Origin of the sequence: Hyphomonas sp. UBA3195, assembly GCF_002366485.1 — a bacterium.
GTDB lineage: Bacteria > Pseudomonadota > Alphaproteobacteria > Caulobacterales > Hyphomonadaceae > Hyphomonas.
This window is the reverse complement of the sequence record NZ_DEXB01000017.1, coordinates 98,554-122,904: the sequence shown is the minus strand read 5'-3', so window position 1 is coordinate 122,904 and position 24,351 is coordinate 98,554. Positions and strand designations below refer to the sequence as shown.

Genomic DNA, 24,351 nt, shown 5'->3' with positions numbered 1-24,351 from the left:
TGAACGGAGGTTTCCGTGCCAACACAACTAGAATCCGATGTCCAGACGAGCGAAGACGCGTTTCGCACCGAAGTGCGGCAATTCCTCGCCACCAATTTCCCTGACGAACTCAAGGGCACGGGCAATATGATGGCCGGGCTCGACGGTCCGACCGACGAGAACCCTGTCCAGAAGAAATGGCGAGAAGCCGTGGGCGGGCGTGGTTGGGGCACGCCAACCTGGCCCAAGGAATATGGCGGGGGCGGACTGACCAAAGGCCAGGCCAGGATCATCGAGCATGAGTTCGCCAAGGTCGGCGCCTACAATCCGATCGGCGGAATGGGTGTGATGATGTTCGGCCCGACCTTGCTCGAATACGGCGACGAAAGGCAGAAGCTGGAGCATATCCCGCCAATCTGCCGTGGCGAAATTCGCTGGTGCCAGGGCTACTCGGAGCCGAATGCCGGATCAGACCTCGCAAACCTGCAGACCTTCGCGGTCGACAAGGGCGATCACTACCTCATTAACGGCCAGAAGACCTGGACCAGCGGTGGCCAGTGGGCTGACAAGTGCTTTGCCATCGTCCGCACCGACCGGTCAGACAAACACAAAGGTATCAGCTTCATGCTGATCGACATGGACGCACCCGGCGTTGAAGTCCGCCCGATCACAATGATCAGCGGAACCAGCCCGTTCTGCGAGACCTTCTTCACCGATGTGAAGGTGCCGAAGGAAAATCTCGTGGGCAAGGAAGGCCAGGGCTGGACTATCGGCAAGCGCCTGCTTCAGCACGAGCGCACGAACATTTCGGGCGGAGGGCGCCTCGCCGGCATGATGGGCCAGAGCCTTGGCGATATCGCCAAGAAATACTGCGAAACCGGCGGTGATGGCGCGCTCGTCAACAAGGTCCTGCGCGACAAGATCGCCGATCTTGAAATCCGCTGGAACAGCTTCCTGCTCACCGCGCGTCGTGCGGTCGAGGAAAGCAAAGCGCAAGGCGGCGTTTCAGAGATCAGTTCGGTTCTGAAAAAGGTCGGCACCAAGTTGGCCCAGGACCGCAGCGAGTTGCTGATCGAAATCCGCGGCTTTCAGGGCCTCGGCTGGGAAGGCGACGAGTTTGGCAATGACGAACTTGAGGATGTGCGCGGCTGGCTCTTCGGCAAGGCAGCGACGATCTATGGCGGTTCGACCGAAGTCCAGAACAACATCATTGCCAAGCGGGTGCTTGGCATGCTCGACCACCAGTAAGCGAGGGTAGCAAGGACAATGGCAGTTCTCAGCGAAGAACAGGAAATGCTGCGCAACATGGCGCGCGACTGGGCGACCAAGGAAAGCCCGGTATCCGAGTTCCGCAAAGTCCGCGCAGCAGGCCAACCGCAGGCCTACAACGCTGACGCCTATGCCGCGATGGCCGAAATGGGCTGGGTCGGGATCATCATTCCCGAGGCCCATGGTGGATCAGATTTCGGTTTCTTGTCGGCCGGCCTCGTGATCGAGGAACTCGGCAAAACGCTGACCGCAAGTCCGCTGGTGGCCACAACCATCGCGGCGAGCGCAATCCTGCTCGGCGGAAGCGACGCGCAGAAGGCCAAATGGCTTCCCAGGCTCGCCAGCGGCGAAACCGTGGCAACGCTGGCTGTCGATGAAGGAGCGCATTGCGATCCCTCCGCAATCGAGACCAGCGTTTCGGGCGGCAAGCTGACCGGCAAAAAGGCATTCGTGCACGAGGCGCATGGCGCCAGCCTCTTCGTGGTCGCAGCCAAGGACGGCCTATACCTGGTCGAAAAGGGCGATGGCGTTTCACTGACCACGCGCAAGCTCACCGATCAGCGCAGCCACGCCGATATCCAATTCGCTGGCGCTGCCGCCGAGAAGCTCGAGGGCGGAGGCGACAGTCTGCTTGGCGACGTGCTCGACCGGGCGCGCGTGCTTTCCGCTGCCGAAATGCTCGGCATGGCGCAAGCTGTGTTCGACACGACCCTCGACTATCTGAAGCAGCGTGTGCAGTTCAATCAGGTGCTTGCTACTTTCCAGGCGCTGCAACATCGCATGGCGGATCTGTTCGCCGACCTCACGCAGATGCGCTCCGCGGTCGAGGCGGGTTTACAGGCAGTCGACAGCGGTTTCGGAGTCGCGCGTGCAGCGACCATCGCCAAGGCCGAGGCAAATCGCGTACTGCACGCGATCAGCAATCAGGGTATCCAGCTGCATGGCGGCATCGGGATGACCGACGAATTCAATGTCGGCTTCTACCTCAAGCGTGCTCGCGTGCTCGAGGCGAGTTGGGGGTCGTCAAGCTACCTCAGGGACCGTTTTGCACGATTGTCCGGTTACTGACGACGAAGGTTTCTCGCCACTCGCAGCTTGCCGTCAGCCCACAATTTCGTAGGCCGGGCCGTAACCCGCGTCTTCGGGAATAGTGAGGACATTCTTCCCGTCTCGCTGAATGATTTCAGGCAGAACCGTTACGATATCGCGGGTTTCAGCCTGCGCCACGCAATCCGCTGCGCTCGCAGATTTGGCCAGCAGTTGCAGGTTCAAGCGTGTAGGAAATATAATGGTTCGCTCGCCGCTGGCTTCCATTTCCAACGCCTTGTGCGGCGAAAGCCATTCCGCATCGACGGTTTCGTATCCATCGCATGCGGCAATCTGGCGTTCGGGCGCGCGAACAACGAAGAAATGTGTGTCGAAGCGCTTGTGCATGAAGGTGGGCGTTATCCACCTCGCGAAATTGCTTAACCGATCGAGGCGTAGGTGCACACCGGCCTCGCGAACGACGTCAAGAAATTCGCGCTCCCCTCGCTCCACCGCTTTGCGGCTTTCAAGATCACATGTATCCTCGAACGCGCCGCCGTCACGATAATCGCCTAGCAGGATGCCGGCTTCCTCGTACGCTTCGCGGATCGCGGCAATCCGCAAAGTGCGCTGCGTATCGTCGAAAGTGCTCCAGCCCTCGCAATGATTAGCCCATTCGAGAGCTTCATCACCGGCCGAAGGCTTTCCTCCGGGAAATACCAGCGCGCCGGAGGCAAAATCGATCTGGTGATGGCGTTTGACCATCAGGACCTGAAACTCCGGCGCGTCGCGAAGTAGGAGCATGGTCGCCGCGGGGACGGGATCGACGGGCTTCTGCATGGTCATCAGTTTCTCCAGTAGTCTAGGTTCGGACCCAAACGATTTGTTGTAGCACAGGGCCATTTGCAGAGGCTACGCCGCTGGATTTGCATTCTCAAGGCCGTTTGCCCTGACACTGCCATCGGACGAAATGAACTCGTCGATTCAGGTGAAAAAGTTCTAAACCGCAAAACATCGCCTCAGCCGTCCGAATGCAGACGCAACGCAGCACTGGTATCTCACAGTTTGTTATTCGGCCTTCTCACTGAATTTGCGAACTTTGATTTGTTCAGCGCAATCCGCCAAGATTGACCAAATAAAATCCCACCCACAGTGACCGGCACCAATAATTCGCCATCAAATGACGTCTTCTGTTGCCCCGCCGGTAAGGGCGGCCGATCGTGCAGCATCCTCGCCGCGTCTTAACCGCGTGAGCGGCCATAGGAACAGCCGCGTTAGCTTTCTGACGACGTTGGCAACATCACTAGGGATCATGAAGACCGCTGGAATGACGACAAGCGTCAGGATCGTTGAAGAGGTCAACCCTCCAATGAGAAGCGCGCCGAGCGCGTTGCGCCACTCAGCTCCATCCGAGGTCGCCAATGCGACTGGCACCATGCCAAAGATTGCGGAAAAGGCAGTCATGAGAACGGGGCGAAGTCGTTCAGGACAAGCTTGAAGGATCGCGTTTCTTTCTGTCATTCCTTCCGCGATCAACTGGTTTGCGCGGTCGACGAGCAAGATGCCATTCTTCATCACGATCCCCATCAGTCCGATCAGGCCAATCTGTGCGAAGAGGGAGGATTCTAGTCCAAAGTAATATAGCCCGGCGAATGCTCCAGAGAAGCTGAGCGGCGCCGTTACCATGATCAGAAGCGGCTGTACGAAGGAATTAAATTGGCTCGCAAGCACCATGTAGAGCGCCAGCAAGGCGAGCAGTAACGCGAAGCCGATCGCGCCGGCGGTCTCCTGCATGCGTTCCGACATGCCGCCGACCGAGTAAGTGATGCCAGCCGGCGGTGGGTTGACTTCAAGCACCTTGATCAATGTGGTTGTCGCCTCACCCAGGGAAACACCGGTTGCAGAACTGGCAAGCACCGAGATCTTCCGGGCGCGGTCTGATCGATCAATTTGCGACGGGCCGGAAGCGAACTCAACACGTGAAACCGCTCCAATATCTACCAGTCGCCCGTCTGCACCGCGCACTTGAATGCGATCAAAATCCCGCACGCTTTCCCTCTGGTCTTCCTCCAGACGCAGGCGCACATCATATCGCTTTCCGCCCTCTTCAAAGGTTCCTGCATCGAGTCCGCCCAGGGCAATCCGGGCTGTATCCGCCAAGGCACGAGCGGAAACGCCCTGGTCCCCGGCCCGCGTTCGGTCAAACAGAATCTGTGCTTCCGGTCGACCGCTCTCGAAGCTGGTTCTGACATCAGCAAAATCAGGTCGGGCACGCATCTCACGCACGAGATGATCGCCATATTGCGCAAGGGAGTTGAGGTCAGATCCCTTTAACAACAAGTCGATGTCCGAGCTACCGGAGGTCGTCCCGCTGACCCACGGAACTTCAAGGACGGATATCTTAACCGCCTCAGGGGATGCAATGCGGATGGCTTTCCGCGCTTGGTCCATGATTTCAAACTGACCCGTTTGGCGCTCCTGTTTCGGTGTCAAGGAAGCGTATAGATCGATGACACGGGCGTCCGCTTGCGCGCCTGCCCCGATCGAGACGAACACTTCTTCAACGTGCTCGATCTTGCGGAGTTCAGCATCAATCTTTTGCGCGGCGTCGAGCGCAGAAACAACGCCAGTGCCCAGCGGCAGCTCGATCGAACCCTGAAACTCGCTCCTGTCGGCGCGCGAGGTAAAACCGGAAGGAACGCGAGCTGCATACCACGCACCGGCAAAAACCGAGGCACACGCAATAAGAATCACAACTATGCGAAATCGAACGGCCAGCTTTACGAGACCTGCATAGGCCCGGTCAGTTGAGTCCCAGAAGGCTTCGAGCGGCCGAAAGACGGGTGAAACGCCACTGGATGTGAGGATGCGCGATGCAAGCATTGGCGTGAGTGTCAAAGCAACGAGCAAAGAGACCGACACCGAAAACACGATCGTCAGACCGTATTGGAAAAAGAAGCGTCCGACGATGCCATCCATGAAGGCAATCGGAACAAAAACGGCAAGTGTGGCTGCTGTGCCTGCAACCACGGCAAGTCCCACTTTACGTGTACCGTCCAGCGCGGCCTCAAGCGGTGGCTTCCCCTCTTCCAGCTCTTTCATGATCGCTTCAATAACGACGATGGCGTCGTCTACGAGCAGTCCGATGGCAACGGTGAGTGCAAGCAGCGTCAGGACGTTGATCGAAAACCCCAGAAGATAAAAGCCAAAAAAAGTGGCCACAAGGGATGTCGGGATCGCCAGGGCCACGATGATCGTCGCTCTGAAATTCAGGAGGAAAACAAAGGTCACGGCAACGACAAGCCCGATGGCAATCACGACGTCATGGGTGACGTCCTCGATTGAGCTCTCGATAAATTTCGACACATCTCTTGTCGCGACAATCGTCACTCCGGCGGGCGCAAGCGCGCGCAAGTCTTCTGCGGCGGCCTTGACCTTGTGCGAGACCTCGACAGTATTCTGACCTGATTGTTTCCTGATATCGAGCGAGATACCTCGTCTGCCATTCAGGAATGCCGCTGAGCGCTCATCCTCCAGGCCGTCCTCCACGCGGGCAACATCAGAAATTCGGATTGTGACGCCATTTTCCCGATAGGCGACTGGCAAGTCTGCAAAGCCATTCGCAAGGGTAACTTCAGCGACAGTTTTGACACCAAACTCCCGCGTGCGGGCATCAGTTTCCATCCGCCCGCCGGGAAGCTTTGCATGCTCACTCTGGATCGCACGCCGTACATCATCCGCCGTGACGCCAAACGCCCTCAGTCGCTCATTGTCGAGCCAGATGCGCACCGCGCGCTCACGACCCCCGACCAATTTCACGGCGCCCACACCGTCGAGGCGTTGAAGACGTTCCTTGGCCACATCGTCGGCGAACGCAGTCAACTCGGCGATTGGCAGATCGCCGGCGATCATGACGGAGATGATCGGCGCCGCGTCCGGATCGACCTTGTCCACGATGGGTGGATCCATATCCGCAGGCAATTCTGCCAGGGCGACCTGCACTTTGTCCCGAACATCCTGGACCTTCTCGCGGGCATTGGAGCTCAGATTGAACTCGATCAGAATTTGTGCGCGCCCTTCACTGGAAAAGGATTGCAGCGTTTCAATTCCGTCGATCGTGTTGATGTACTCTTCCAGGATGTCGGTGACTTCCGACTCCATGGTTTCCGCAGAGGCCCCGTCCAGCGTCGCCGTCACATTGACATACGGAAATTCAACATCGGGAAACAAGTCAACGCCCAATCGTCCCATCGACATAAGGCCGAGGCCGACCAAGGATGCGATGAGCATCACGGCAAATACAGCGCGGCGGATCGAAATATCGACGAGCCACATCATGAGGGTGTGAGCTCAATCCTGACGCCGTCATACAGCGGCTCCGAGGCTGTCAGCACGACTGTTTCTCCGATCGTCAACCCGTCAAGAATCTCTACACGATCAGCATCGATGTCTGTGATTTTTACGGGACGACGCTTAGCTTGCGCGTTTGTGACAAGGTAGACGTATCGATCTTCGCCCGTACCTTGAATTGCTCTACGCGGCAGGACGGTGGCAGACCGGGGATCAACTTCGACCTCGGCGCGGACCGACTGCCCGGCTTTGACAGCGCAATCGGGGTTCGCAAATGCCATGCGGAATTCTACCATCCGCGAAGTCGGATCAACTCGGTCGTTCAAGATGAGGATCTGTGATTCTATCGGATCACTGCGGCCATCGACGTAGAGATGACCTTTCAAGTCGAGCCGCAAACGCGCGAGCTCGGACTCAGGCGCAAACAAGATCGCCGCAGCAATCCCGCACTCCTGAACCTGAACAACGGCGGAGTTGCCCATTCCGGAGAAGCGGTTGGCCATGAACACGCCCTCATCGATATAGCGAGCTGTGATGGCGCCATCGAATGGCGCGCGGACTGTTGTATCCCCGAGCGCCTGCTTGGCGGTTTCCACTTTTGTCTCCCCGAGTCGCAGGTTGGCGCCGGCAACCTCCAGGGCGGTTTTGGCATCGTCAAAGACCACAGGGGACACGACGCCTTTGGTTTCCAGTGGCGTGTAGCGGTCCACGAGTGTCTGTGCGCGTCTAACTTCGGCCAGGGCAACGTCCCGCATTGCTTCGGCTTCGACGAGGCTGCGCTGATAATCGACCTGCCGGGTTCTAAAGAGCGGGTCGCCCTTACGAACCCTGTCACCCACCCGGACGAAAATCTGTTCAACGACCCCCTCCGCCAACGCGCCGATATTGCTGGTTTGCTTGGCGGCAATGGTCCCGGATGCAATCAAATAGTCGTCCCGCATGACCGTTTCTGCGGATACCGTTTCAACCTGGACAACCCGGGTCTCGACTTCAGCGGTAACGCCGGCCGCCGCAGGGACGGCTTGCCCTTCAGGCTCTGCGTCCCGGCATCCCGAGACCAGAATCAAAATCACGCAGAGAGAGAGCGTCGTGCGAATCCTCACGAACGCCCCTGCATCAGGTAGGCGCCGCGCCCGCTCGAAAGCAGGGCTCCGTCGGCGTTCATTACAGTTGCTTCGGCGACAGAGAGAGTTGCCCCAAGACGGACAATTCTTCCCGTTACACTCAGCGTTCCTGGCGTGGCCGGTTTGTGATAATCGACCCGCAAGTCCGCCGTCGCGGCAGGCATGTTACCCGAGGCGAGCAGGGCGTAAAATCCGGTAAGATCAATCAGCGCAGCGATGACACCGCCATGGGCGGATTGTATCCGCGGATTGGAAACCACTTCCTCTCGCCATGGCATTTCCAGCACCAGCTTTTCCGGGTCCGTGCTGATCGCCTTCAACCCTAACCAACGATGGAAGGGTGCCGCTTCGAGTGCAGCCTGCACCTGTTCCAGACTGAGCATGGAATCACTCATACAGGGGTCTGCTCTCGTATCGTTCGAAGAAAGGACACAACCGCTTCGATGAACACATCGTTGCGATCGCCGGCCACCATATGTCTTGCGCCTGCAACGTCAGTGTAATGTGCCTGTGGCGCGAGGGATCTAAACGCCGCGACGGAGTCTTCTGAAACCAGCTCGCTCATACGCCCACGAATGAGATGAAGCGGCACACGGATGTCCCGAACCGCTTGCTCCAGATCACCGGTGTGAGCAACTCCGGAGCGGCGCATGACGCCGGTGATAAAAGCAGGGTCCCAGTGCCATCGCCAACGCCCATCTTCGCCCTGCCGAAGGTTCTTGCGTAGCCCTTCAAGGTCTTTCGGCCTGGGACGGTGTGGTAGGTAGGTGGCAATCACATCAGCGGCCTGTTCCAGTGAGTCAAAGCCTTCGTGAACATGCGCGCCCATGAACCCGACAACCTTGGTGACACCCGCGGCGTCCATGTTCGGCGTAATGTCGACCAGCGTAACCGATTCAAACGCATCGCGTGACAACATGCCTGCGGCAACTATGGCTGCTAGTCCGCCAAGCGAAGCGCCGACCACATGCGGTCGCGTACCACCACGCGCCACGTGTTCACCAACCTTAATAAGGTCCCGCGCGATAGCTTCCAGAGAGTAATCACCATCTGCAGCCCAATCACTTTCACCGTGTCCGCGAAGATCCAAGGCAATAGAGCGATAGCCTTCAAATGCCACCGTCTTTGCGGCGCCGCTCCAGGCGTGGCGGGTTTGCCCTCCGCCATGGGCAAAGATCACCGGCGGGGCGGCTGGATCGCCAAAAGAACTGAGCGCCAGTTTCAACCCTTGTGCATGAAGATACCCGTCACGACTGCTCAAAATACCCATCCGCTTTGGCTACTTGTAAGGATACTCTTATTAAGTTACCTTATAAATATCGTCAATGGAGAAACGTATGACGTCGCCCACTCGGTCGCCCGCTGCCGTCCTTCAAGGAGATCCCAGAATAGATTTCAGCTTCCTTCTTGGTGACGTCACCCGCCTAGTGCGCCGGGCATACGATCAGGAAATGGCAGCGATTGGCCTGACGCGATCACAGTGGCACCTGCTTGTTTACGTGATCAGGCTGCAGAGCCCGACCCAGACGCAACTTGCGGAAGCACTCGATATTGCGCGTCCATCTGTCGGCACGCTGATCGATCATCTCGAAACCACAGGTTACGTCTCACGTGTGCGCGATGCTGGCGACCGACGTGTCTGGCGGATTATTCCGACCCGTTTGGCGATCCAGCGCGCAGAAGAGTTTGCGCGAGCGGCCGAGCGTGTTGCATCGCAAGCCTTCGACTCGGTCGCGCGCAATGATCTGACCAAAGCAACGGCTTTGCTTTTGACAATTAGCGACAATCTGAAGTCCTGACTCGTCTTTGGCCGGACTGAAATGAGGAACTCCCGCGAAAGTCGCGGATCGGCACACAAACGAAACACTGCGGCACCTGACCCGCCACTGAGTTTCTGTCCGAAGGGGAATGGCGTTTTTCGGCGTCAAACCCCGAGCAATTGCTGGTCAAATGTCGCGTTTGGGCCAATCCAGCTCTGATGGCCAGAACATTACGACCGGCTGGTTCGCTCAACAAGCGCCGTTACGCCCAAGGGTGGAAGGCTGCTCGATTTCAAACTGAGGCACAACCGAACTGAGACCCACAAGGGCGGACATTCTCAGGAACAATTGGTTGAGGCAGCGACATGATCCTTCGGGAACATTCTTGGATGCGGCAATACGTCGGCCATCTCGGTTGTCGCTCATCACGACGTCGACCGCTTTCGGATCTGCAGATGCCGATCCCTCGTTTCCAATTGCTCCCCCCCTTACCGCCGCGGCGGCGACTCGACTTTTCATGGGCGGTGTGAAGGCAACCTGGCCTACCTATCGATATCCCGTGTATCGCGACCTCCAATCTTCCGCGCGACCTGACCGATGAAATGATCGAACCGCTTCTGGCCGAGGGCGTGGGCGATATCGCGATCGCCTTCCGGGATCGGTTCGGTGCGGGTCAGCCAATAGTAGATGTAGTGGGCGAGCGTCTCGTAGGTGTAGGCGACATCGCGCTCGATCTCGGCTTGTCGTCGGTCGAAGGCATCCACCCGCGCCAGCAGCCGCTCTTCGAGGACCGAGCGCGCCTCTGGATCGAACCAGGCCCTGAGCGCGTCCTCAACGATGGCGGTCTTGGTCGCGCCGGGTCTGTCGGCCGCCTCGCAGAGCTGGGCGTAAAGTTTTGTTGAAATTCGAATGTTCACACGTGGCTTTCCCATGGGATCAGAACTCCGGCAGGAAATCAGGATCACCGCGATCGGCGGCGACAGCGCGTCGGACGGTTTCGAGGTTGCGGTCATCGGACGGATCGGCGCCGTCCTGCGGATCCGGTGACAATTCGTGCTCAGGTTCCGCACAATGAGCCTCAGCCGTGATCTCATGTTCCGGCTCCCGGGTGCGTTTCAGTGAGAGGCCGTCCGTCTCGCCGGGACGTGGCTCTGCTGCCTCGGCGGCAACCGGCGCGGCAACGCATGTCGTCCAGGCGGCGGCGGAGGCATCGCCGGTCCATTCGACGGACGCGGGCGGCAAGACCCGCCGCGTGAAATTCGCGTCCTCATAATAGCGCAGCTTCTTAGCGAGCACCGGCGGCGTGCCGGAGACCATGACGATCTCGTCGGTCGGCGCGAGTTGCATGACCTCGCCAGGCGTGACAAGGGCGCGCTGGGTTTCCTGACGCGAGACCATCATATGTGAGAGCCAGGGCGCGAGCCGGTGGCCGGTATAGTTCTTCTGGGACCGGAGTTCCGTCGTCGTACCGAGGGCATCGGAGACCCGCCTTGCGGTGCGCTCATCATTGGTCGCAAAACTGATCCGCACATGGCAGTTGTCGAGGATCGAATTGTTCGGCCCGTAAGCCTTCTCGGTCTGGTTCAGCGACTGGGCAATGAGATAGGCGCGGATGCCATAGCCCGCCATGAAGGCGAGCGCGCTCTCGAAGAAGTCGAGCCGCCCGAGCGCAGGAAACTCGTCCAGCATGAGCAGTAGCCTTCGCTGTCCCTTGACGGGAAGCTGCTCTGTCAGCCTGCGTCCGATCTGATTGAGGATGAGCCGGATCAGCGGCTTGGTGCGCGACAGGTCCGAAGGCGGAACAACGAGATAGAGCGACAGGGGTTCACCTGCCCCGACCAGATCCTCGATGCGCCAGTCTGAATGGCCCGTCACTTCGGCGATGACCGGATCGCGATAAAGCGACAGGAAGCTCATCGCGGTGGAAAGAACACCGGAGCGTTCATTCTCTGACTTGTTCAGAAGCTCCCGCGCCGCCTGCGCCACGATGGGATGCACGCCGCGCGTCCCCAGGTGCGGTGTCGTCATCATGGCGCGCAGCGTGACGGCGAAAGAGCGCTTCGGATCGGACAGGAACCGCGCGCACCCCGACAAGGTCTTGTCGGTTTCGGCATAGAGCACATGCAGGATAACGCCGACGAGCAAAGCGTGCCCGGTCTTTTCCCAATGATTGCGCCGCTCCAGCGAGCCTTCAGGATCAACGAGAATATCGGCGATATTCTGAACGTCGCGCACCTCGTGCTCGCCGCGCCGGACCGCCATGAGCGGATTGTAGCGGGGGCTCCGCCGGTCGGTCGGATCGAACCGCACGCAGCGCGAGAACCCCGCACGCCAGCCGGAGGTCAGGTCCCAGTTCTCGCCCTTGATGTCGTGAATGACGGCGCTGCCGGTCCAGGAGAGGAGCGTCGGCACCACCAGCCCCACGCCCTTGCCCGTACGCGTCGGCGCAAAGGCCATCACATGTTCGGGTCCGGCATGGCGCAGATACCGCCCGCGCCAGCGCCCCAGGAACACGCCGTCCTCTCCCAGAAGCTCCGCGCGTTTGAGGTCGGCGCCATTAGCCCAGCGCGCCGAGCCATAGGTTGTGACGTTGCGCTCATGGCGGCTGCGCAGGACTGAGCCGACAATCGCCGCAAGAAATCCGAGCGCCGAACCGGACACCGCGATCAGGCCGCCACGCGCGAAGACCTCCGGCGCATAGGCCTCATAGGCATACCACCACTGGAAGAGCCGCCAGGGTTTGTAGACCGGCGCGTCCCCGACGAAGAACCAGGGCGCGCCGAGCGCAGGCTGGAAGCCCAGAGCCTCTGCCGTCATCTGAGTGGCGAGCCAGACTGCACCGATGATGAGGGCGAACACCACCGCGATCTGGCCGATGAGGATTTTCGTGCCGGTCATGGCGGGTCCTTCCGGGAGTTGGTTTTGAAGGCTCCCAGAATGGTCGCGCGCAGGCGGGTACGCCCAGTCGCAAAGTGCGCCAAAGCGTGCAACGCCCTGCATAGGCGTGCATGAAGTCAGCGCGATAAGCCCAGCGCGCGCTCCATACCGAGGCTCCAGGAGAGGCCCCGCGCGGTGCGCTGGATGCTCAGCTCGCGGCCAATCTGTCGACCGAGCGCCTCGCGCCAGGGCACCAGCGTGAACTCCTTGGCATTGCCGACAATTGCCATGCGCCCGGCCCCGAGATCGACATGACCTTCGAGCGTGCCTTCGAACCCGTCGCCCGGCTGCAGCGCCAGCGCCTCACGGTTCGAACGCGCCGCAATCGCGGCGCTGGCGCGTGTCAGCTCCATGACCCGAAAGCGGGCACGCTGATCGTCTGACAGGCGGTCCTGCCCCTCGCCAAGGTAGCCTTGCTCACGGAGCCATGCCTGTCGCTGTGCCCGGAGCGTGCCGATCTGCGTTTCGGCTGGCGCTTCCGCATCTGTCGACCGATCGAGCCAGGTCTCACCTCGAAAGCGAACCTGCTGCTCGGCTGGCAACCAGGATAGAACCGCCAGCCGGACCCCGCCTGACGCTCGCGCCTCGTGGCTCGCCGCCCGCTCCAGAAAATCCTCGCCCACCTGCCATTCACCGGTGGCAAGCCGCGCGCCAATCCCGGCCCGGCACAGGGCTTCGAGCCTGCGTTTCAGGGAGAGCCGGTAATCCGGTTTCGAGCCCGGATCGTGGCGCGCATGCAGCGCCTCCGACCAGATGCCGCCCGCAGAGTCCGCAACCGCCGCGATGGCCCGGTCGGAGGCGCGCGCTGTGGCGCTTGCCCGCCTCAGCTCCACCACCGCGCCTTGCATTGGCGGCGCCGCCATATCGACCGCGCCTGCCGGGACATGCCATATCCGGCCATCAAAATCCTCGACCAGCAGAAAGCGCGTGTCGCGCAGCTCATCCTCGGGACCATACGCCTTCACAAGTCCCCGGATCCGGTCAGTTCCGGGCTTCAGCTCCTCAATGAAGGACACGGCCCGTCCCTGCCGCGTGTACTCTGCTGCCAGCGTGCAGATGATGTCGCCCCGCCGGGCCTCGCGTTTCAGTCTGTCCTGCCAGCCGGTCTTCATCTCGAAAACCCGCTCATCGAGCCGCCTTGCAAGGCCCAGGGATTCCAGATGCCGCAAACGCCTCAGTTTCAGCGCGCGATTGAATCGAGCCCCGCTGCCGCTCGCCTCGCCAAGCTCGATGCGCCCGCCCTCAAGCGCCGCGTCGATCTCCCGATCGAGCCCGGTCCAGCGGTCCTGGCCAACTTCCCTCTCCCGCGCCTGCGCGATCTCCAGCGCCCGCCTCGGACCGAGCCGTTGTGTAACCAGGTCCTCGGCGGTTTCGCGAAGGCCGTGCATCAGATAATCGCGGGCAATCACCACGTCGCGCATACGCGCATCGCGCCCGCGAATGACGATATGGGTGTGGGGATGACCGGTATTGTGATGATCGACCGCGACCCAGTCGAGACGCCTGCCAAGGTCTCGCTCCATCTGCGCCACGAGTTCGCGGGTGGCGCTTTTGAGATCGCCAAGGCGCGCGCCGTCTTCAGGTGAGACGATGATGCGGAACTGGTGCCGGTCCTGCTCGCTGCGCTCAAGGAAGCCCCGCGCATTAACGCTGTCGCTCTCCCGGTCATAGAGCACGCCGCCTTCTCCGCCCCTGTCCACACCATCACGCTGGAGATAGCCAAGATGGGCACGGTAAAGGCAGGGCCCGAAGCGTCCGCCGCGTGCGATATGAACCTTCACCACGACGCGGCGCATATGCAGGCGTGAAAGACGCCCGGTCTTGAGCCCGCGCGTGCCGGCGGCGCGACCTGCTCCGGAACGCGCGCCTGTGAAGGCGGGCCGTCTTGCCTTTGGCAGCTTCGCGATCGCCCGGCGCAGCTTGCGTAAGGCGCGCCGTCCTGAGCCTCTCCCCTGATCGCCGATCCGCCCGAGGCGCGGTGTAAAGGGCGTCTCCTCGCTCACAGTGCGGCCTCCGGCCCGTGCACCTTAAAAATCCTCGATAAATCTGAGACTTGCCAGAAACCCGTGCACCGCAATGCTGTGCAAAGGGTTCCAAAAAAGAGATGTGCAGACAAGGCGTTAGGTGGCATGTGGTGCCACAGCTTCAATCTCGCCCTACCGGGTTCGCTTCTGATTCCCTTGCATCCGCATGTATCGCTTTGCATCCGCTTGCGCCCTGTCTGTCCCGGGCCACGAAAACGGGGATGGCGACGCCATCCAGGTCTGTTTGTTTTACGGGACCGAAATACCGGCCATCAAGCGACGCCGGATGCGGCGTCAGCAGGAAAAGCTCATCGCTTTCAAGCCGGACACAGCCATCCCACACAGGCAGGTTTCGGCCACTGGAATCGACAATCAGCGCTTCCGCCACAACTTCATCATTGATCAGAATGTCGCGTCCGGTCCGGCAGATTTCATCGCCGGGACCCCCGGCAATCTGTTTCAATAACGGCCAGTCTTCGCCAACAAATTCATGCTCCTGCGCCCAGTTCGCTTGCACGCTCTGGCTGGAGACGACGACCCATCGGCCAGGGGTGAAGGGCGCGTCGCTCAGCCAGTAAAGCCCTGTCGGTGCGCTCGCGGTCCGGTTCCAGATCAAGCGATCTGCGGGGTCGAGAACCAGACCGAAAAAGACAAGACCGGCGCTAAATCCTGTCATCCAAAGCGTGCGCTTTTTCATTCCGGCTTCTGCAGGCGTTCGGATGTGGACGCATAGGAATTGCGCTCTGACCAGCGGATGAGATCGGGTTTCGGATAGAAGACCCGCGCGCCATGTTTGCGGTAAATCGGCCCGCGTCCCTCGCAGCGATAATGGTCAAGCGTTGAGCGTTTCAGCCTCAGAAATTCTGCCGCTTCCTCGACACTCAAAAGCTCCGGCCAGCCATCGTTTCGGCGATCATTTCGTCTGTTTTTCGTCATTGTACACAGTGTCCTTTCATCACTTTTGAGACGAAAGGATTGGCGGAGATTGCGGGATTTTGCAGAGGGAAAATGGATCACATGAATTTTCCCCCGACGTTTTAACCAAGGAAAAAGCATAAAAAAACCGCCCCGGAGAAAGCCTCCGGGGCGGCGTTATGGTTGGTGTTTCGGCGTCTAGCCCTGCGGGTTCCAGAGGATGACGTGGCGGCCATCCTTATCCTTGACCGGGGCGAGGTTCGCATAGATTTTGCGCGGGCCGATCATCGGGTCTGCGAGGGTGAGCGAGACATATTCGCGGCCCGAAGACTTCGCGGTGCGGACCCAGCCGCCGCCAATATCGGAGCCTTTCTCTCCGGCATAGACCCTGAAATCGGGCTGTTTGTCGGCGGTCTTTTCGTCATTTTTGATGATGCGGATCGGCGTGTTGAGGCTCATCATGGCAAGTGCGCCTTCAAAGCCTGTGTCTGTTTCGCTGACATATCCAAGTGCGTTAGCCATTTTCATATCTCCTTTTGGCTTCGTGTCGCGGGCGCCCCGATGGCTCCGTTGACGCTGACCTAAAGGGACGGCGGGCGGCAGGTCTGAACCGCGAAGCGGGCGCAGCAAAGCGGAGCACCGCCCGGTGGCGGAAATTTGATTCGCGGTGAATGCGCGTTCGGTCTTCTTCAGACCGAACAGCAGAGGAAATTTCTGGCGATGGGCGGTTTCATGGCCCGCAGGCGGTCGTCCAGGTCAGGCAAGGAAACGGGGCCGCTCGGGGCGTCCTTCGTGCAATGCCAGAGGTGTTTGCAACTGGCAGGCACGCCAATATGTCAGGAACAAACAGGGCAGTTGGTAAGGAAACCACCCATGTCGTTTCGCGAGCTTGCTTCCGCGCCACCAACAGGAAAAGACCGCCCGGCAAAACTGCCGGACGGTCCCGAACCATGCCGCTTACGGGAGGCGTGTCAGGCGGCGATGGCTGTCTTTGCTTCCGGGGTTTCGAGCGAAGCCCTGTCCTCGCTGTCCTCGAACAGACCCCTGACGGCCTCCCACGCTTCGGCGGGCGGGCATGGCGCGCCGTCAAGATAAGAGGATGGCGACTGCCGCATCCAGCGGGGCCGCCAGTCCGGGTCGGGGTCGCATCCATGCCCGGCGATGCGGTTGCGGATGACGGATTTCTGCGCCTTTCCGGTATCGGTCAGGACAGACCGGGCCGTGGATGGCGAGGCGATTTCAGCGACCACTTCATTGATGACGCGCTTGTCGCGCAGCAAGTAAAAGAACGCCTCATCGGGCGACCACAGCGCGGCAAAATCCGTGTCCGTCACATGTGCGGCGGCTTCGACGGCGGGCGAACCTGCCTGCAGGGTTTCGCCCATTGCGACGGCGAGAACATGCAGCACCTCTTCATCACTGAGCGCCAGAAGCCGGGCGAAGGTCTCGCAAGGGTCGGCGGGAAAAGCATTCTCCGCCACCAGCGAACCGTCTTGGTCATCCTGCCCAATCAGCGCCTTGGCCTTGGCGCGGTGCGCGGCGAACTTCACTTCCCCTGCCGAAGCCGCGAGGCTTTCCGCGGTCGCTTCCTTCCGTGTGCGCTGCTGCTCAACGTCCAGCCGCCAGTTATCCGAGCGGGTGACAAGATGGGCGACGGCGAGGCGCAGCGCGACGCCGGGCGCATCGCACAGACTCGCCCTGACGGCGGCGTGACGGTGCAGCGCGACATATTCCGCCAAGGGACCGGACATTTCCGGTTTTGGGGCGGGCTTGCCGTTCTCGCCATCGCCGCCCCGGCCAAGGATACGCTCGATTTTCTCGATGTCCTTTGATGGCAGATAGCCTTCATGGGCCGTGACAGAGCCGTCATGGCGGGTCTCGATATAGACCTTGCCGCCGTCTTTCCGGCTGCGCTTGCCATGCTCCCATGTCAGGAAGTGCGCGCCCCGTTCCAGCACGACGGTTTCGGCCCAGCCCTCATTCCGGTAGCGTTCGGCCATGTCGGCGATGGCCTCATTCTGGCAAGTCCAGAACAGGTCAGCGTCCCCGAAAATGGCAGTCTCGCCGAACAGGTCGGTCAGCACGGTCCCGTCATAGGCTTCCAAATCGAACAGCGCCTTGTCGGTGGTGATGCGGCCGCCGCCTGTGAGCCAGTCTTTCAACTGCTCGCCGCGCGGGGCGTATTCGTCTTCCGCGTTCAACAGGGTCAGCCAGTCTTCCTGCTGCTCTTTTGTGGCGAGCGTCAGGGCGTAAAGCGTCCGCTTGTCGATGATTTCGGCCCTGTAGAGCGCCTTGATATCATCGGTGAGCGCCGTCAGCGCCAGCACCCGGCGCACCATGAGTTCGGTGACGCCGAAGCGCTCTGCAATCACCGTGACGGTCTCGCCTTTTGAAGCAAGCCGGGCGAAGACGTCATATTGCAGAAACTCGTCGGCTGGAAGGTGGGTGGTGTTCTCGACAAGGGTCGCTTCCAGCGCGGCAATGTCATCGCCGGATTGCATAACGAGACAGGGCGCTTTCTGCGCCTTGCCTGTCTCCTTGGCGAGGCGTTTGAGGGCGAAGAAACGGCGGCGTCCGGCGACAACGCCATACTTGCTACCTTCCTTGCGGACCAGCATGGTCTGCAAGACGCCGCGCGACTTTATCGACGGATAGATGTCGGAAATGTCGGGCGCTTTGCGCCCGTGGCGCATATTGAGCCGGGACACTTTCATGTCGGTGATAGGGATATGTTTTAACTGCATGGCGTTGCCTCCTTCATGATGTGCAGTTGGTGGGATGCCCCGTGCGTCAGCGCACAGGGCGGTTTTCAAGCCAGAGGCGGTAGGCGCGATGCGCCGCCCCCTCGCTCTCGAAAATGTGGAAACAGCCGCAGACCAGCACGGCCCATGCGCCAATGTCTTCGGCGTCAAGCGATGCAAGCGCCGCGTCGAGTCGGCTGATGCGAAAGGGCGGATTCGTTCGGCAGACAAAATGTCCCCCGGACCTTTTGTTTATCTGCCTCACCATGGCGCCGCTTCCATCGCTGCGGCAGCGCTGCAGGGGTCCGGCGCGGCATAAGCGAGAATGTAATCAGCCGCCTTGGAAGCGAGCGACGCGGCGCGAAAAATGGCGCGCTTGTCCTCGCGCAATACTTCCAGCCAAGAACCGATGTAATCCGTATGCCGCACGGTCGGGGCGATGGACTGGTCCGCGCAGATGAACGCACTGGCGAGTTCCGCCACCAGTTCCTCGCGGGCGTAATCTTTGGTGCCGAATGCGCCTTTCAGGTCGCGGGCGAGGCGTTTCGGGTGCCCGGTCCAGTGGCCAAGCTCATGAAAGCAGGTGCGGTAATAATTGATCTGGTCAAAGAAAGCAGGCTGCGGCGGAACCTGAATGAAATCCCTGGACGGAACATAATAGGCGCGGTCGCCGCCAATCCTGAAATCCGCGCCCGTCGCTGTAATCAGCGCTTCGGCGCGGGGGATAATCTCGCGCTCCGGCAAGTCGGGCGCGTTGGCGGTCAGGTCTTCGGGCAGGCCGTCGCACTGGTCTGCATTGAACACGGTATAGCGTTTGAGAAACGGCACCGTGCCCGGCGACTCGCCCGTCTCGCGCACACGTTCCCGTTCGGCTTTCGGGGTGAAGCGGTCGGCATAAACAACCGTCGTGCCGCGCTCGCCTTTGCGAACACACCCGCCAAGTGACAGCGCCTGTTTGAAGGTCAGCCATGTCTGACAGGAACGGCTTTGCTCAATCGCCGCGCCCCATAAAAGCAGAATATTGATTCCGGAATAGCGCCTGCCCGTCGCGCCATTCTCGGGCAAGCCAAGCGGAGTAGCCCCCTCCACCCCGCCCCAAGGCTGCACCCAAGGCGCGCGCCCCTGTTCCAGTTCCGCGATGATGTTATCCGTGACCTCTGAATAAAGGTCTTTCCGCGTGTTTCGTTGTCTGCGGCGCTGCGCCATCTCTGCCTCCTCTGACCCCCGCTTTTTTCCCGCAAGGCGGGGGCGGTGAGAGGCCGCTGGCCAGATGGCGTCAGGCGTGAGCGGAAGGGGTCAGGTAGGAGGCCGCAGGCACATAGACGATCTTCAAGACGCCGCCCCCCTTCCGGGAGCGCCGCCATCTGGCATGCGCGCCTCCGCCCCCGCCTGAGAGGGAAAAAAGAAGCAAACATGCCGGCGCGCCAGCGCCGACCGAATCCTTCACAACACTGCTTAAAAACTGCGCCAGGGATGAAAGCCCGAAGGGCCGGGACGGCGCGCAGCGATGGCCTGGTTCACGCCAGCCCGGCCGGCGAAGGCCGGGGCGCCCTTTCCTTGGTCGAACAGCCGAACACCGCCCTTAGAAAAAACGCCGCGTTCGCTGCTTATAGGCGCAATACTCATCCCCATACTGGCGTTCCAGCCAGGGCTCTTCTATCCTCGGAGCGAGCCAGTACATCGCTGCCCATAAAGACAGCAGAAACGTTACGCGCAAATCGTTCAAGATGATCGCCCAGCCCAGCAGACCAAGCCAGGTCACGACATAGATCGGGTTCCGGCTGAAACGAAACCAGCCATCTGTCACCAGCCCCCGCGCTTCGCCGAAGGCATTGCGCCAGCCCATCTGGATTGAGATCCAGAAGGCAAGGCCAATACCCGTGACCGCCAGCACGCCGCCGACACCTTGCCGGGCCATGGCCCCCGCATCCTCCGCCGGCTCAAAAACGAGGATGGAGAGCGCAACAAGCGGGTATAGAAACAAACGAAAAAAGGCCCAGAACGTCCGGTATTGCCAGCTCCGTTTTTCCGGAGGCGGAAAAAACTGAAAATCGCGTCGGAACAGCGATACCGCACACAGCGAAAAGATCGCTGCCGCTCCGGACACTGACAATCCGAACGCCAGCCATTCCATCCATAGGGGTGTATTGAACACAGGCGCGCCTCCTAAATCCAGCGCCGCGTGCGGATACGGTAGGCGTCAAACGCTTCACCGAATCTCGCCTGCAGCGCGCGCTCTTCCGGTTTGATCTGAAACTCAGTCATCAGCCAGACAAAGAGAATTGGAGCTACGAAAGCGGACAAATTGCCCATCAGAAACGCGCCGCCTGTCAGAATGGCCGCCATGGCCAAATACATCGGATTGCGGCTGATGCGGTAAAGCCCTGTGGTGACCAGCGTGGCAGCCTCTTCAGGGGCGAGCGGATTGACGGTTGTGCGGGCGCGGATGAATGCGCCGAGCGCGAGCGCCAGAATGGCCATGCCAGCAGCGATGAAAAGCAACGCCGCCGCAGAACGCCACACGCCTTCGAACGCCAGAAAAGGCGTGACAGAGGACAGTCCCCAGCCGATCGCACCGCAGATCAGGACCTGAACAAGAGGTGGAATGCGCAGGCTCATGAGGACGATTCGACCGGAGTCGCATGCGACGCGCCGGTTGTGTTCAGTTCCCGCAGGGCCTGCAGCGTGATGGCGCTCGCCGATTTCAGGAACAGGCCCGCCAGAAGGGCGGCGACAAGCAGGTCCGGCCAGGCCGTTCCGGTCAGCGCGACAACCCCGCCAGCGACGATCACGCCGACATTGCCGATGGCGTCATTGCGCGAGCAGAGCCAGACCGAACGCACATTGCTGTCGCCGTCGCGCCAGCGCAGCAGTATCAGCACGCTCGCGACATTGGCGGACAGTGCCAGAAAGCCGACCACTCCCATGGTTGCGGCTTCCGGCGGCGCGCCGTTCATGACCCTCAACACGGTCATGCCGAGGACGGCGATCGCGATCGCTGCGAGCGAGGCGCCTTTGATCAGCGATGCAAGCGCCCGCGTCCTCAGGCTCGCCCCGATAACGAAGAGGCTGAGCGCGTAGGTCGCCGTATCGCCTGCGAAGTCGAGTGCGTCGGCTTTGAGGGCCTGAGAGCCCGACATTATCCCCGCCGTCATTTCAAACAAAGAACATGACCGCATTGATGGCGATGACGGCCATCAGAGCCCGCTTATAAGCAGGCGAAACCCCATCAAATGTTTTGTCCTCACAGCAACCCGACATCTTCTAATCCTATTCCCCATTGACGATTCTCGAAGAAACCCTACAGTCTACAGCGACTATAGAGGCAAGACTTTTCTTTGGAGCCCGGAATGACGCAGATGACCATTGGTCGTTTATCGAAAGCGGCGGGCGTGAAAGTGACAACCATACGCTATTATGAATCGATTGATTTGATGGGCGAGCCGGACCGAAGTTCGAGCGGCCAACGGCTATATGGCGATGAGGCCGTGCAGCGTTTGTCGTTCATACGGCATGCCCGTGATCTTGGTTTTCCGATGGAGGCCGTTCGTGAAATGATTGATCTGCAAACTCAGCCGGATCAGGATTGCACGGCCGTGGACGCGATAGCCCGTGAACAGCTTGCAGATGTGCGCAAACGCCTGACGCAGCTTGAAGCGCTTGAGGCGGAGCTCAAACGGATGATTACGTGCTGCGAGGGCGGCCGGGTTGACACGTGTCGGATCATTTCAACGCTCAATGATCATAGCGAATGCATCGCAGATGCGCATGAGCGGCTTTCGACCTTTTGAGCAAACCGCTTGACCCTACAGTGACTGTAGATGGTAATTCTCTTCCATTATTGAAAGCACCTCCCGATAAATTTGGATGGGCGAGACTGAATGGAACAACGACAAAGCATACGTGTAGTCTCTCAATTGAGAGCATTGTCATGAGCAAAACATCTACCTCCCCAACAGCAGGCTCCGACACTTCGCTCCCGTTTCGTTACCGGGTATCAGGAATGGATTGCGCGCGAGATGCTGCCGAAATCGAACGGGCGGCTCAATCGGCTGGTGTCGCCCCAAAAGCCGTCAAAGTTTCGGCTGCGACACATATTATGACGCTATGGGTTTCAGAGTCCCAACTTCCAGAAATCGAACTTGGCGTCGCCAAAACCGGTTACGGCTTCGAGAGAATTGCGCCAGGCGATGATGGCCCCGCCGCCTCACAAACCCAAAAGAATCCGGAGTATTTACGCGCCCTTTGGATCGTAATTTTCCTGAACGTTGGTTATGGAATTGTGGAAATGATCGCGGGTTTTTTCGCCGGTTCACAGGCGTTAAAAGCTGATGCGTTAGATTTTGTCGGTGATGGTCTCATTACATTCCTCGGCGTGCTCGCAATCGGCTGGAGTCTTGCCTGGCGCGCTCGTTCAGCCATGATTCAAGGCGTATTCCTAGCTTTGCTTGGCTTCGGCGTACTCGCGAATACGGTGTGGCGTCTTCTTAATCAAACGATACCTGACGCTGCCCTGATGGGCATGTTCGGGCTCATCGCGCTCGTCATAAATGTCATCGCCGTCTTACCGCTACTCCCTCACCGAAAAGGCGACGCTAATGTCCGCGCGGTTTGGTTGTTTTCACGTAATGACGCCATCGGGAACGCGGCCGTAATTGTGGCAGCAGGTTTGGTCGCCTGGCTCGGTCACGGTTGGCCCGATCTCGTGGTTGCAGTCGGGATCGCCGGGCTATTCCTGCATTCTGCATGGGCAATAATTCGCGATGCACGCAACGACCTCAGAGCCGCAATATGACCATTCAGAAGATTGGATTCATCATTGGTCTGGGCGTTCTGGCGATAGATCAACTCACTAAAGCACTTATCCTCAATATTGATGCCCTGGATAACGGTGTGACGGTCCTTCCATTCTTCAACATTGTGCGGCTCAAGAACAATGGTATCAGCTTTGGTCTTCTAGGCAGCCTGCCTCCCTGGCTCCTTACTCTAGCCGCTCTATCGATCGTCGCGGTTTTATTCTATTGGTTATGGCGCACCGCTGATCGCCAGATCGCAACCGCACTCGGGCTGATTACAGGTGGAGCACTCGGAAACATAGTCGATCGCGTGCGACATGGAGCGGTGACCGATTTTTTAGATTTTCACATCAATAACTACCACTGGCCCGCGTTCAACTTCGCCGATAGCGCGATTGTCTGCGGTGTCGGCTTACTGTTGATCTCTGAGTTACTCACGAAGCCACGACGGACGGATAATGCTGAACAAAAATAGCGGCTGATTAATCTGGCCCATGCTTAATAGTTGTCGATGTAAGAATTCGCTTGCCCCTACAGCCACTGTAGGGGCTATAAAACCGACATGATCAAATTCGATTCACTTCGCGTTGGCCTCGCAATGGCCGCCTCAGCGCTCGTAGCAAGCTGCGCCAGCTTTGCCGATCCGCTCACTGAGACGCTACAACCGCTCGGGGCCTGGGCCAGCGGGACCGACGGTGACGCCTGTGAAACCGCTCCGATTACTTATTTTTCATCGGATGGGGTCGTGCTTGTCCTCCTCAGCGCCAAAGGGCCGGTCCATGCGATTGGCAGTTGGGACCGCAACGGCGACGTGCTGGCCATGACGCATAATGACTTTCCGCTCGATCCCAGCGGGCAATCAAAACCCGCTGTTGAACTCAGTATTATGACATTGGACGCTGATAGATTTGTCACCCGAAATGCCAAGGGCGATATTCGGGAACGCATTAAATGCAGCGAGATTGCGATAAAGACGGGTCATGACACTGAGCCGCACTAAATAAATGAATAGATTTAATGATTTTGACAATGAAATTGGATAGTCGTTGAGCGAATGAAAATTGTAACCGTCATATGCACCGCCAGGTTTTGGCTTGCGCTCATGTTGAGCGTGACCCTTGGTATGGGTGCAACGGCGGCCGATATTCATCCTGTGGACGCTGAAGAGATTGCCTGTATGACCGCAGACGCTGAAGCGCATCATGCCGCCGAAATCGGTGACACTGAAAATGATGATAGTGAGCAGCGTCCGGCCCACAAACATCATACTCATAGCTGCGGGCCATGCCATTTGCATATGGTGGGTATGAACAGCCTGACCTTCTCTTACGCTTTATCAGCTACATCGGGGCTTCGCCCCGGCGCAGACCAGCACGTTCCGCGCGCTGGTCCTCACGGTCTTTATCGTCCTCCGCGTGCCTAACCTGACT

At 59.6% G+C, this 24,351-nt stretch carries 22 protein-coding genes and 1 pseudogene; 6 read left to right on the top strand and 17 right to left on the bottom strand.

All coding sequences use genetic code 11. The features are described from left to right. Positions 1–15 precede the first annotated feature (15 nt). Complete coding sequence (locus B2344_RS06080) at positions 16–1,227, top strand: acyl-CoA dehydrogenase family protein (RefSeq protein WP_034827888.1); 1,212 nt, start codon at positions 16–18, stop codon at positions 1,225–1,227. Between the two features lie 18 nt (positions 1,228–1,245). Beyond that, on the top strand, positions 1,246–2,316 hold the full coding sequence (locus B2344_RS06075) for an acyl-CoA dehydrogenase family protein (RefSeq protein WP_034827890.1): 1,071 nt from the start codon (positions 1,246–1,248) through the stop codon (positions 2,314–2,316). 33 nt (positions 2,317–2,349) lie between these two features. On the opposite strand, the gene B2344_RS06070 is transcribed toward B2344_RS06075, so the two are convergent. The 5 genes from B2344_RS06070 to B2344_RS06050 form a co-directional block, all read right to left on the bottom strand. Beyond that, the gene (locus B2344_RS06070) at positions 2,350–3,120 is read right to left on the bottom strand and encodes an NUDIX hydrolase (RefSeq protein WP_206741025.1); all 771 of its coding nucleotides are present in this window, start codon (positions 3,118–3,120) and stop codon (positions 2,350–2,352) included. 330 nt (positions 3,121–3,450) lie between these two features. Next, positions 3,451–6,612: an efflux RND transporter permease subunit gene (locus tag B2344_RS06065; protein ID WP_081815039.1), complete on the bottom strand. Its 3,162-nt coding sequence runs from the start codon at positions 6,610–6,612 to the stop codon at positions 3,451–3,453. After that, positions 6,609–7,727 (bottom strand): efflux RND transporter periplasmic adaptor subunit, encoded by a 1,119-nt coding sequence (locus tag B2344_RS06060; RefSeq protein WP_084397053.1) that lies wholly within the window; start codon positions 7,725–7,727, stop codon positions 6,609–6,611. The genes B2344_RS06065 and B2344_RS06060 overlap by 4 nt, the downstream gene beginning before the upstream one ends. Further along, a complete protein-coding gene (locus B2344_RS06055) occupies positions 7,724–8,143 on the bottom strand; it encodes a PaaI family thioesterase (RefSeq protein ID WP_034827893.1) in 420 nt (139 codons plus the stop codon). Before B2344_RS06055 ends, B2344_RS06060 begins: the two co-directional genes overlap by 4 nt. Continuing rightward, on the bottom strand, positions 8,140–9,018 hold the full coding sequence (locus B2344_RS06050) for an alpha/beta fold hydrolase (RefSeq protein ID WP_051594966.1): 879 nt from the start codon (positions 9,016–9,018) through the stop codon (positions 8,140–8,142). Before B2344_RS06050 ends, B2344_RS06055 begins: the two co-directional genes overlap by 4 nt. A 67-nt stretch (positions 9,019–9,085) precedes the next feature. On the opposite strand from B2344_RS06050, the gene B2344_RS06045 reads away from it, so the two are divergent. Next, a complete protein-coding gene (locus B2344_RS06045) occupies positions 9,086–9,547 on the top strand; it encodes a MarR family winged helix-turn-helix transcriptional regulator (RefSeq protein ID WP_158085622.1) in 462 nt (153 codons plus the stop codon). Positions 9,548–10,050: 503 nt separating this feature from the next. On the opposite strand, the gene B2344_RS06040 is transcribed toward B2344_RS06045, so the two are convergent. The 11 genes and pseudogenes from B2344_RS06040 to B2344_RS05990 form a co-directional block, all read right to left on the bottom strand. Beyond that, positions 10,051–10,440 carry a hypothetical protein gene (locus tag B2344_RS06040; protein ID WP_290484846.1) on the bottom strand — a complete coding sequence of 130 codons (390 nt, stop codon included), beginning with the start codon at positions 10,438–10,440 and terminating at the stop codon, positions 10,051–10,053. A gap of 4 nt (positions 10,441–10,444) precedes the next feature. Next, positions 10,445–12,406, bottom strand: coding sequence for a conjugal transfer protein TraG (locus B2344_RS06035; RefSeq protein WP_290484845.1), 1,962 nt, complete (start codon positions 12,404–12,406; stop codon positions 10,445–10,447). Positions 12,407–12,522: 116 nt separating this feature from the next. Beyond that, on the bottom strand, positions 12,523–14,448 hold the full coding sequence (locus B2344_RS06030; RefSeq protein ID WP_290484844.1) for a DUF3363 domain-containing protein: 1,926 nt from the start codon (positions 14,446–14,448) through the stop codon (positions 12,523–12,525). Positions 14,449–14,590: 142 nt separating this feature from the next. Beyond that, complete coding sequence (locus tag B2344_RS06025; RefSeq protein WP_290484843.1) at positions 14,591–15,145, bottom strand: S26 family signal peptidase; 555 nt, start codon at positions 15,143–15,145, stop codon at positions 14,591–14,593. 17 nt (positions 15,146–15,162) lie between these two features. Further along, entirely contained in the window at positions 15,163–15,405 is a 243-nt protein-coding gene (locus tag B2344_RS06020; protein WP_051602531.1) for a helix-turn-helix domain-containing protein, read from the bottom strand. Between the two features lie 177 nt (positions 15,406–15,582). Beyond that, entirely contained in the window at positions 15,583–15,906 is a 324-nt protein-coding gene (locus B2344_RS06015) for a DUF736 domain-containing protein (protein ID WP_035549592.1), read from the bottom strand. A 449-nt stretch (positions 15,907–16,355) separates the two neighbouring features. Beyond that, the gene (locus tag B2344_RS06010) at positions 16,356–18,128 is read right to left on the bottom strand and encodes a ParB/RepB/Spo0J family partition protein (protein WP_035549568.1); all 1,773 of its coding nucleotides are present in this window, start codon (positions 18,126–18,128) and stop codon (positions 16,356–16,358) included. Between the two features lie 258 nt (positions 18,129–18,386). Beyond that, entirely contained in the window at positions 18,387–19,331 is a 945-nt protein-coding gene (locus B2344_RS06005) for an ArdC family protein (protein WP_051602529.1), read from the bottom strand. A gap of 376 nt (positions 19,332–19,707) precedes the next feature. Further along, on the bottom strand, positions 19,708–20,280 hold the full coding sequence (locus B2344_RS06000; protein ID WP_139068905.1) for a methyltransferase family protein: 573 nt from the start codon (positions 20,278–20,280) through the stop codon (positions 19,708–19,710). An 11-nt stretch (positions 20,281–20,291) separates the two neighbouring features. After that, complete coding sequence (locus B2344_RS05995) at positions 20,292–20,744, bottom strand: methyltransferase family protein (protein ID WP_034827847.1); 453 nt, start codon at positions 20,742–20,744, stop codon at positions 20,292–20,294. Next, positions 20,741–21,386: pseudogene (locus tag B2344_RS05990) on the bottom strand (cation transporter). The gene B2344_RS05995 and the pseudogene B2344_RS05990 overlap by 4 nt, the downstream one beginning before the upstream one ends. An 89-nt stretch (positions 21,387–21,475) precedes the next feature. On the opposite strand from B2344_RS05990, the gene B2344_RS05985 reads away from it, so the two are divergent. The 3 genes from B2344_RS05985 to lspA all read left to right on the top strand — a co-directional run bounded on the left by B2344_RS05985 (position 21,476) and on the right by lspA (position 23,396). After that, a complete protein-coding gene (locus B2344_RS05985; RefSeq protein ID WP_051594960.1) occupies positions 21,476–21,916 on the top strand; it encodes a MerR family transcriptional regulator in 441 nt (146 codons plus the stop codon). Between the two features lie 212 nt (positions 21,917–22,128). Next, positions 22,129–22,920, top strand: coding sequence for a cation transporter (locus B2344_RS05980; protein ID WP_112061941.1), 792 nt, complete (start codon positions 22,129–22,131; stop codon positions 22,918–22,920). Then, on the top strand, positions 22,917–23,396 hold the full coding sequence (gene lspA, locus B2344_RS05975) for a signal peptidase II (RefSeq protein WP_051594959.1): 480 nt from the start codon (positions 22,917–22,919) through the stop codon (positions 23,394–23,396). The genes B2344_RS05980 and lspA overlap by 4 nt, the downstream gene beginning before the upstream one ends. 384 nt (positions 23,397–23,780) lie before the next feature. Here the strand turns inward: lspA and B2344_RS05970 are convergent, their stop codons facing one another. After that, the gene (locus B2344_RS05970; protein WP_290480836.1) at positions 23,781–24,194 is read right to left on the bottom strand and encodes a hypothetical protein; all 414 of its coding nucleotides are present in this window, start codon (positions 24,192–24,194) and stop codon (positions 23,781–23,783) included. Positions 24,195–24,351: the final 157 nt, after the last annotated feature.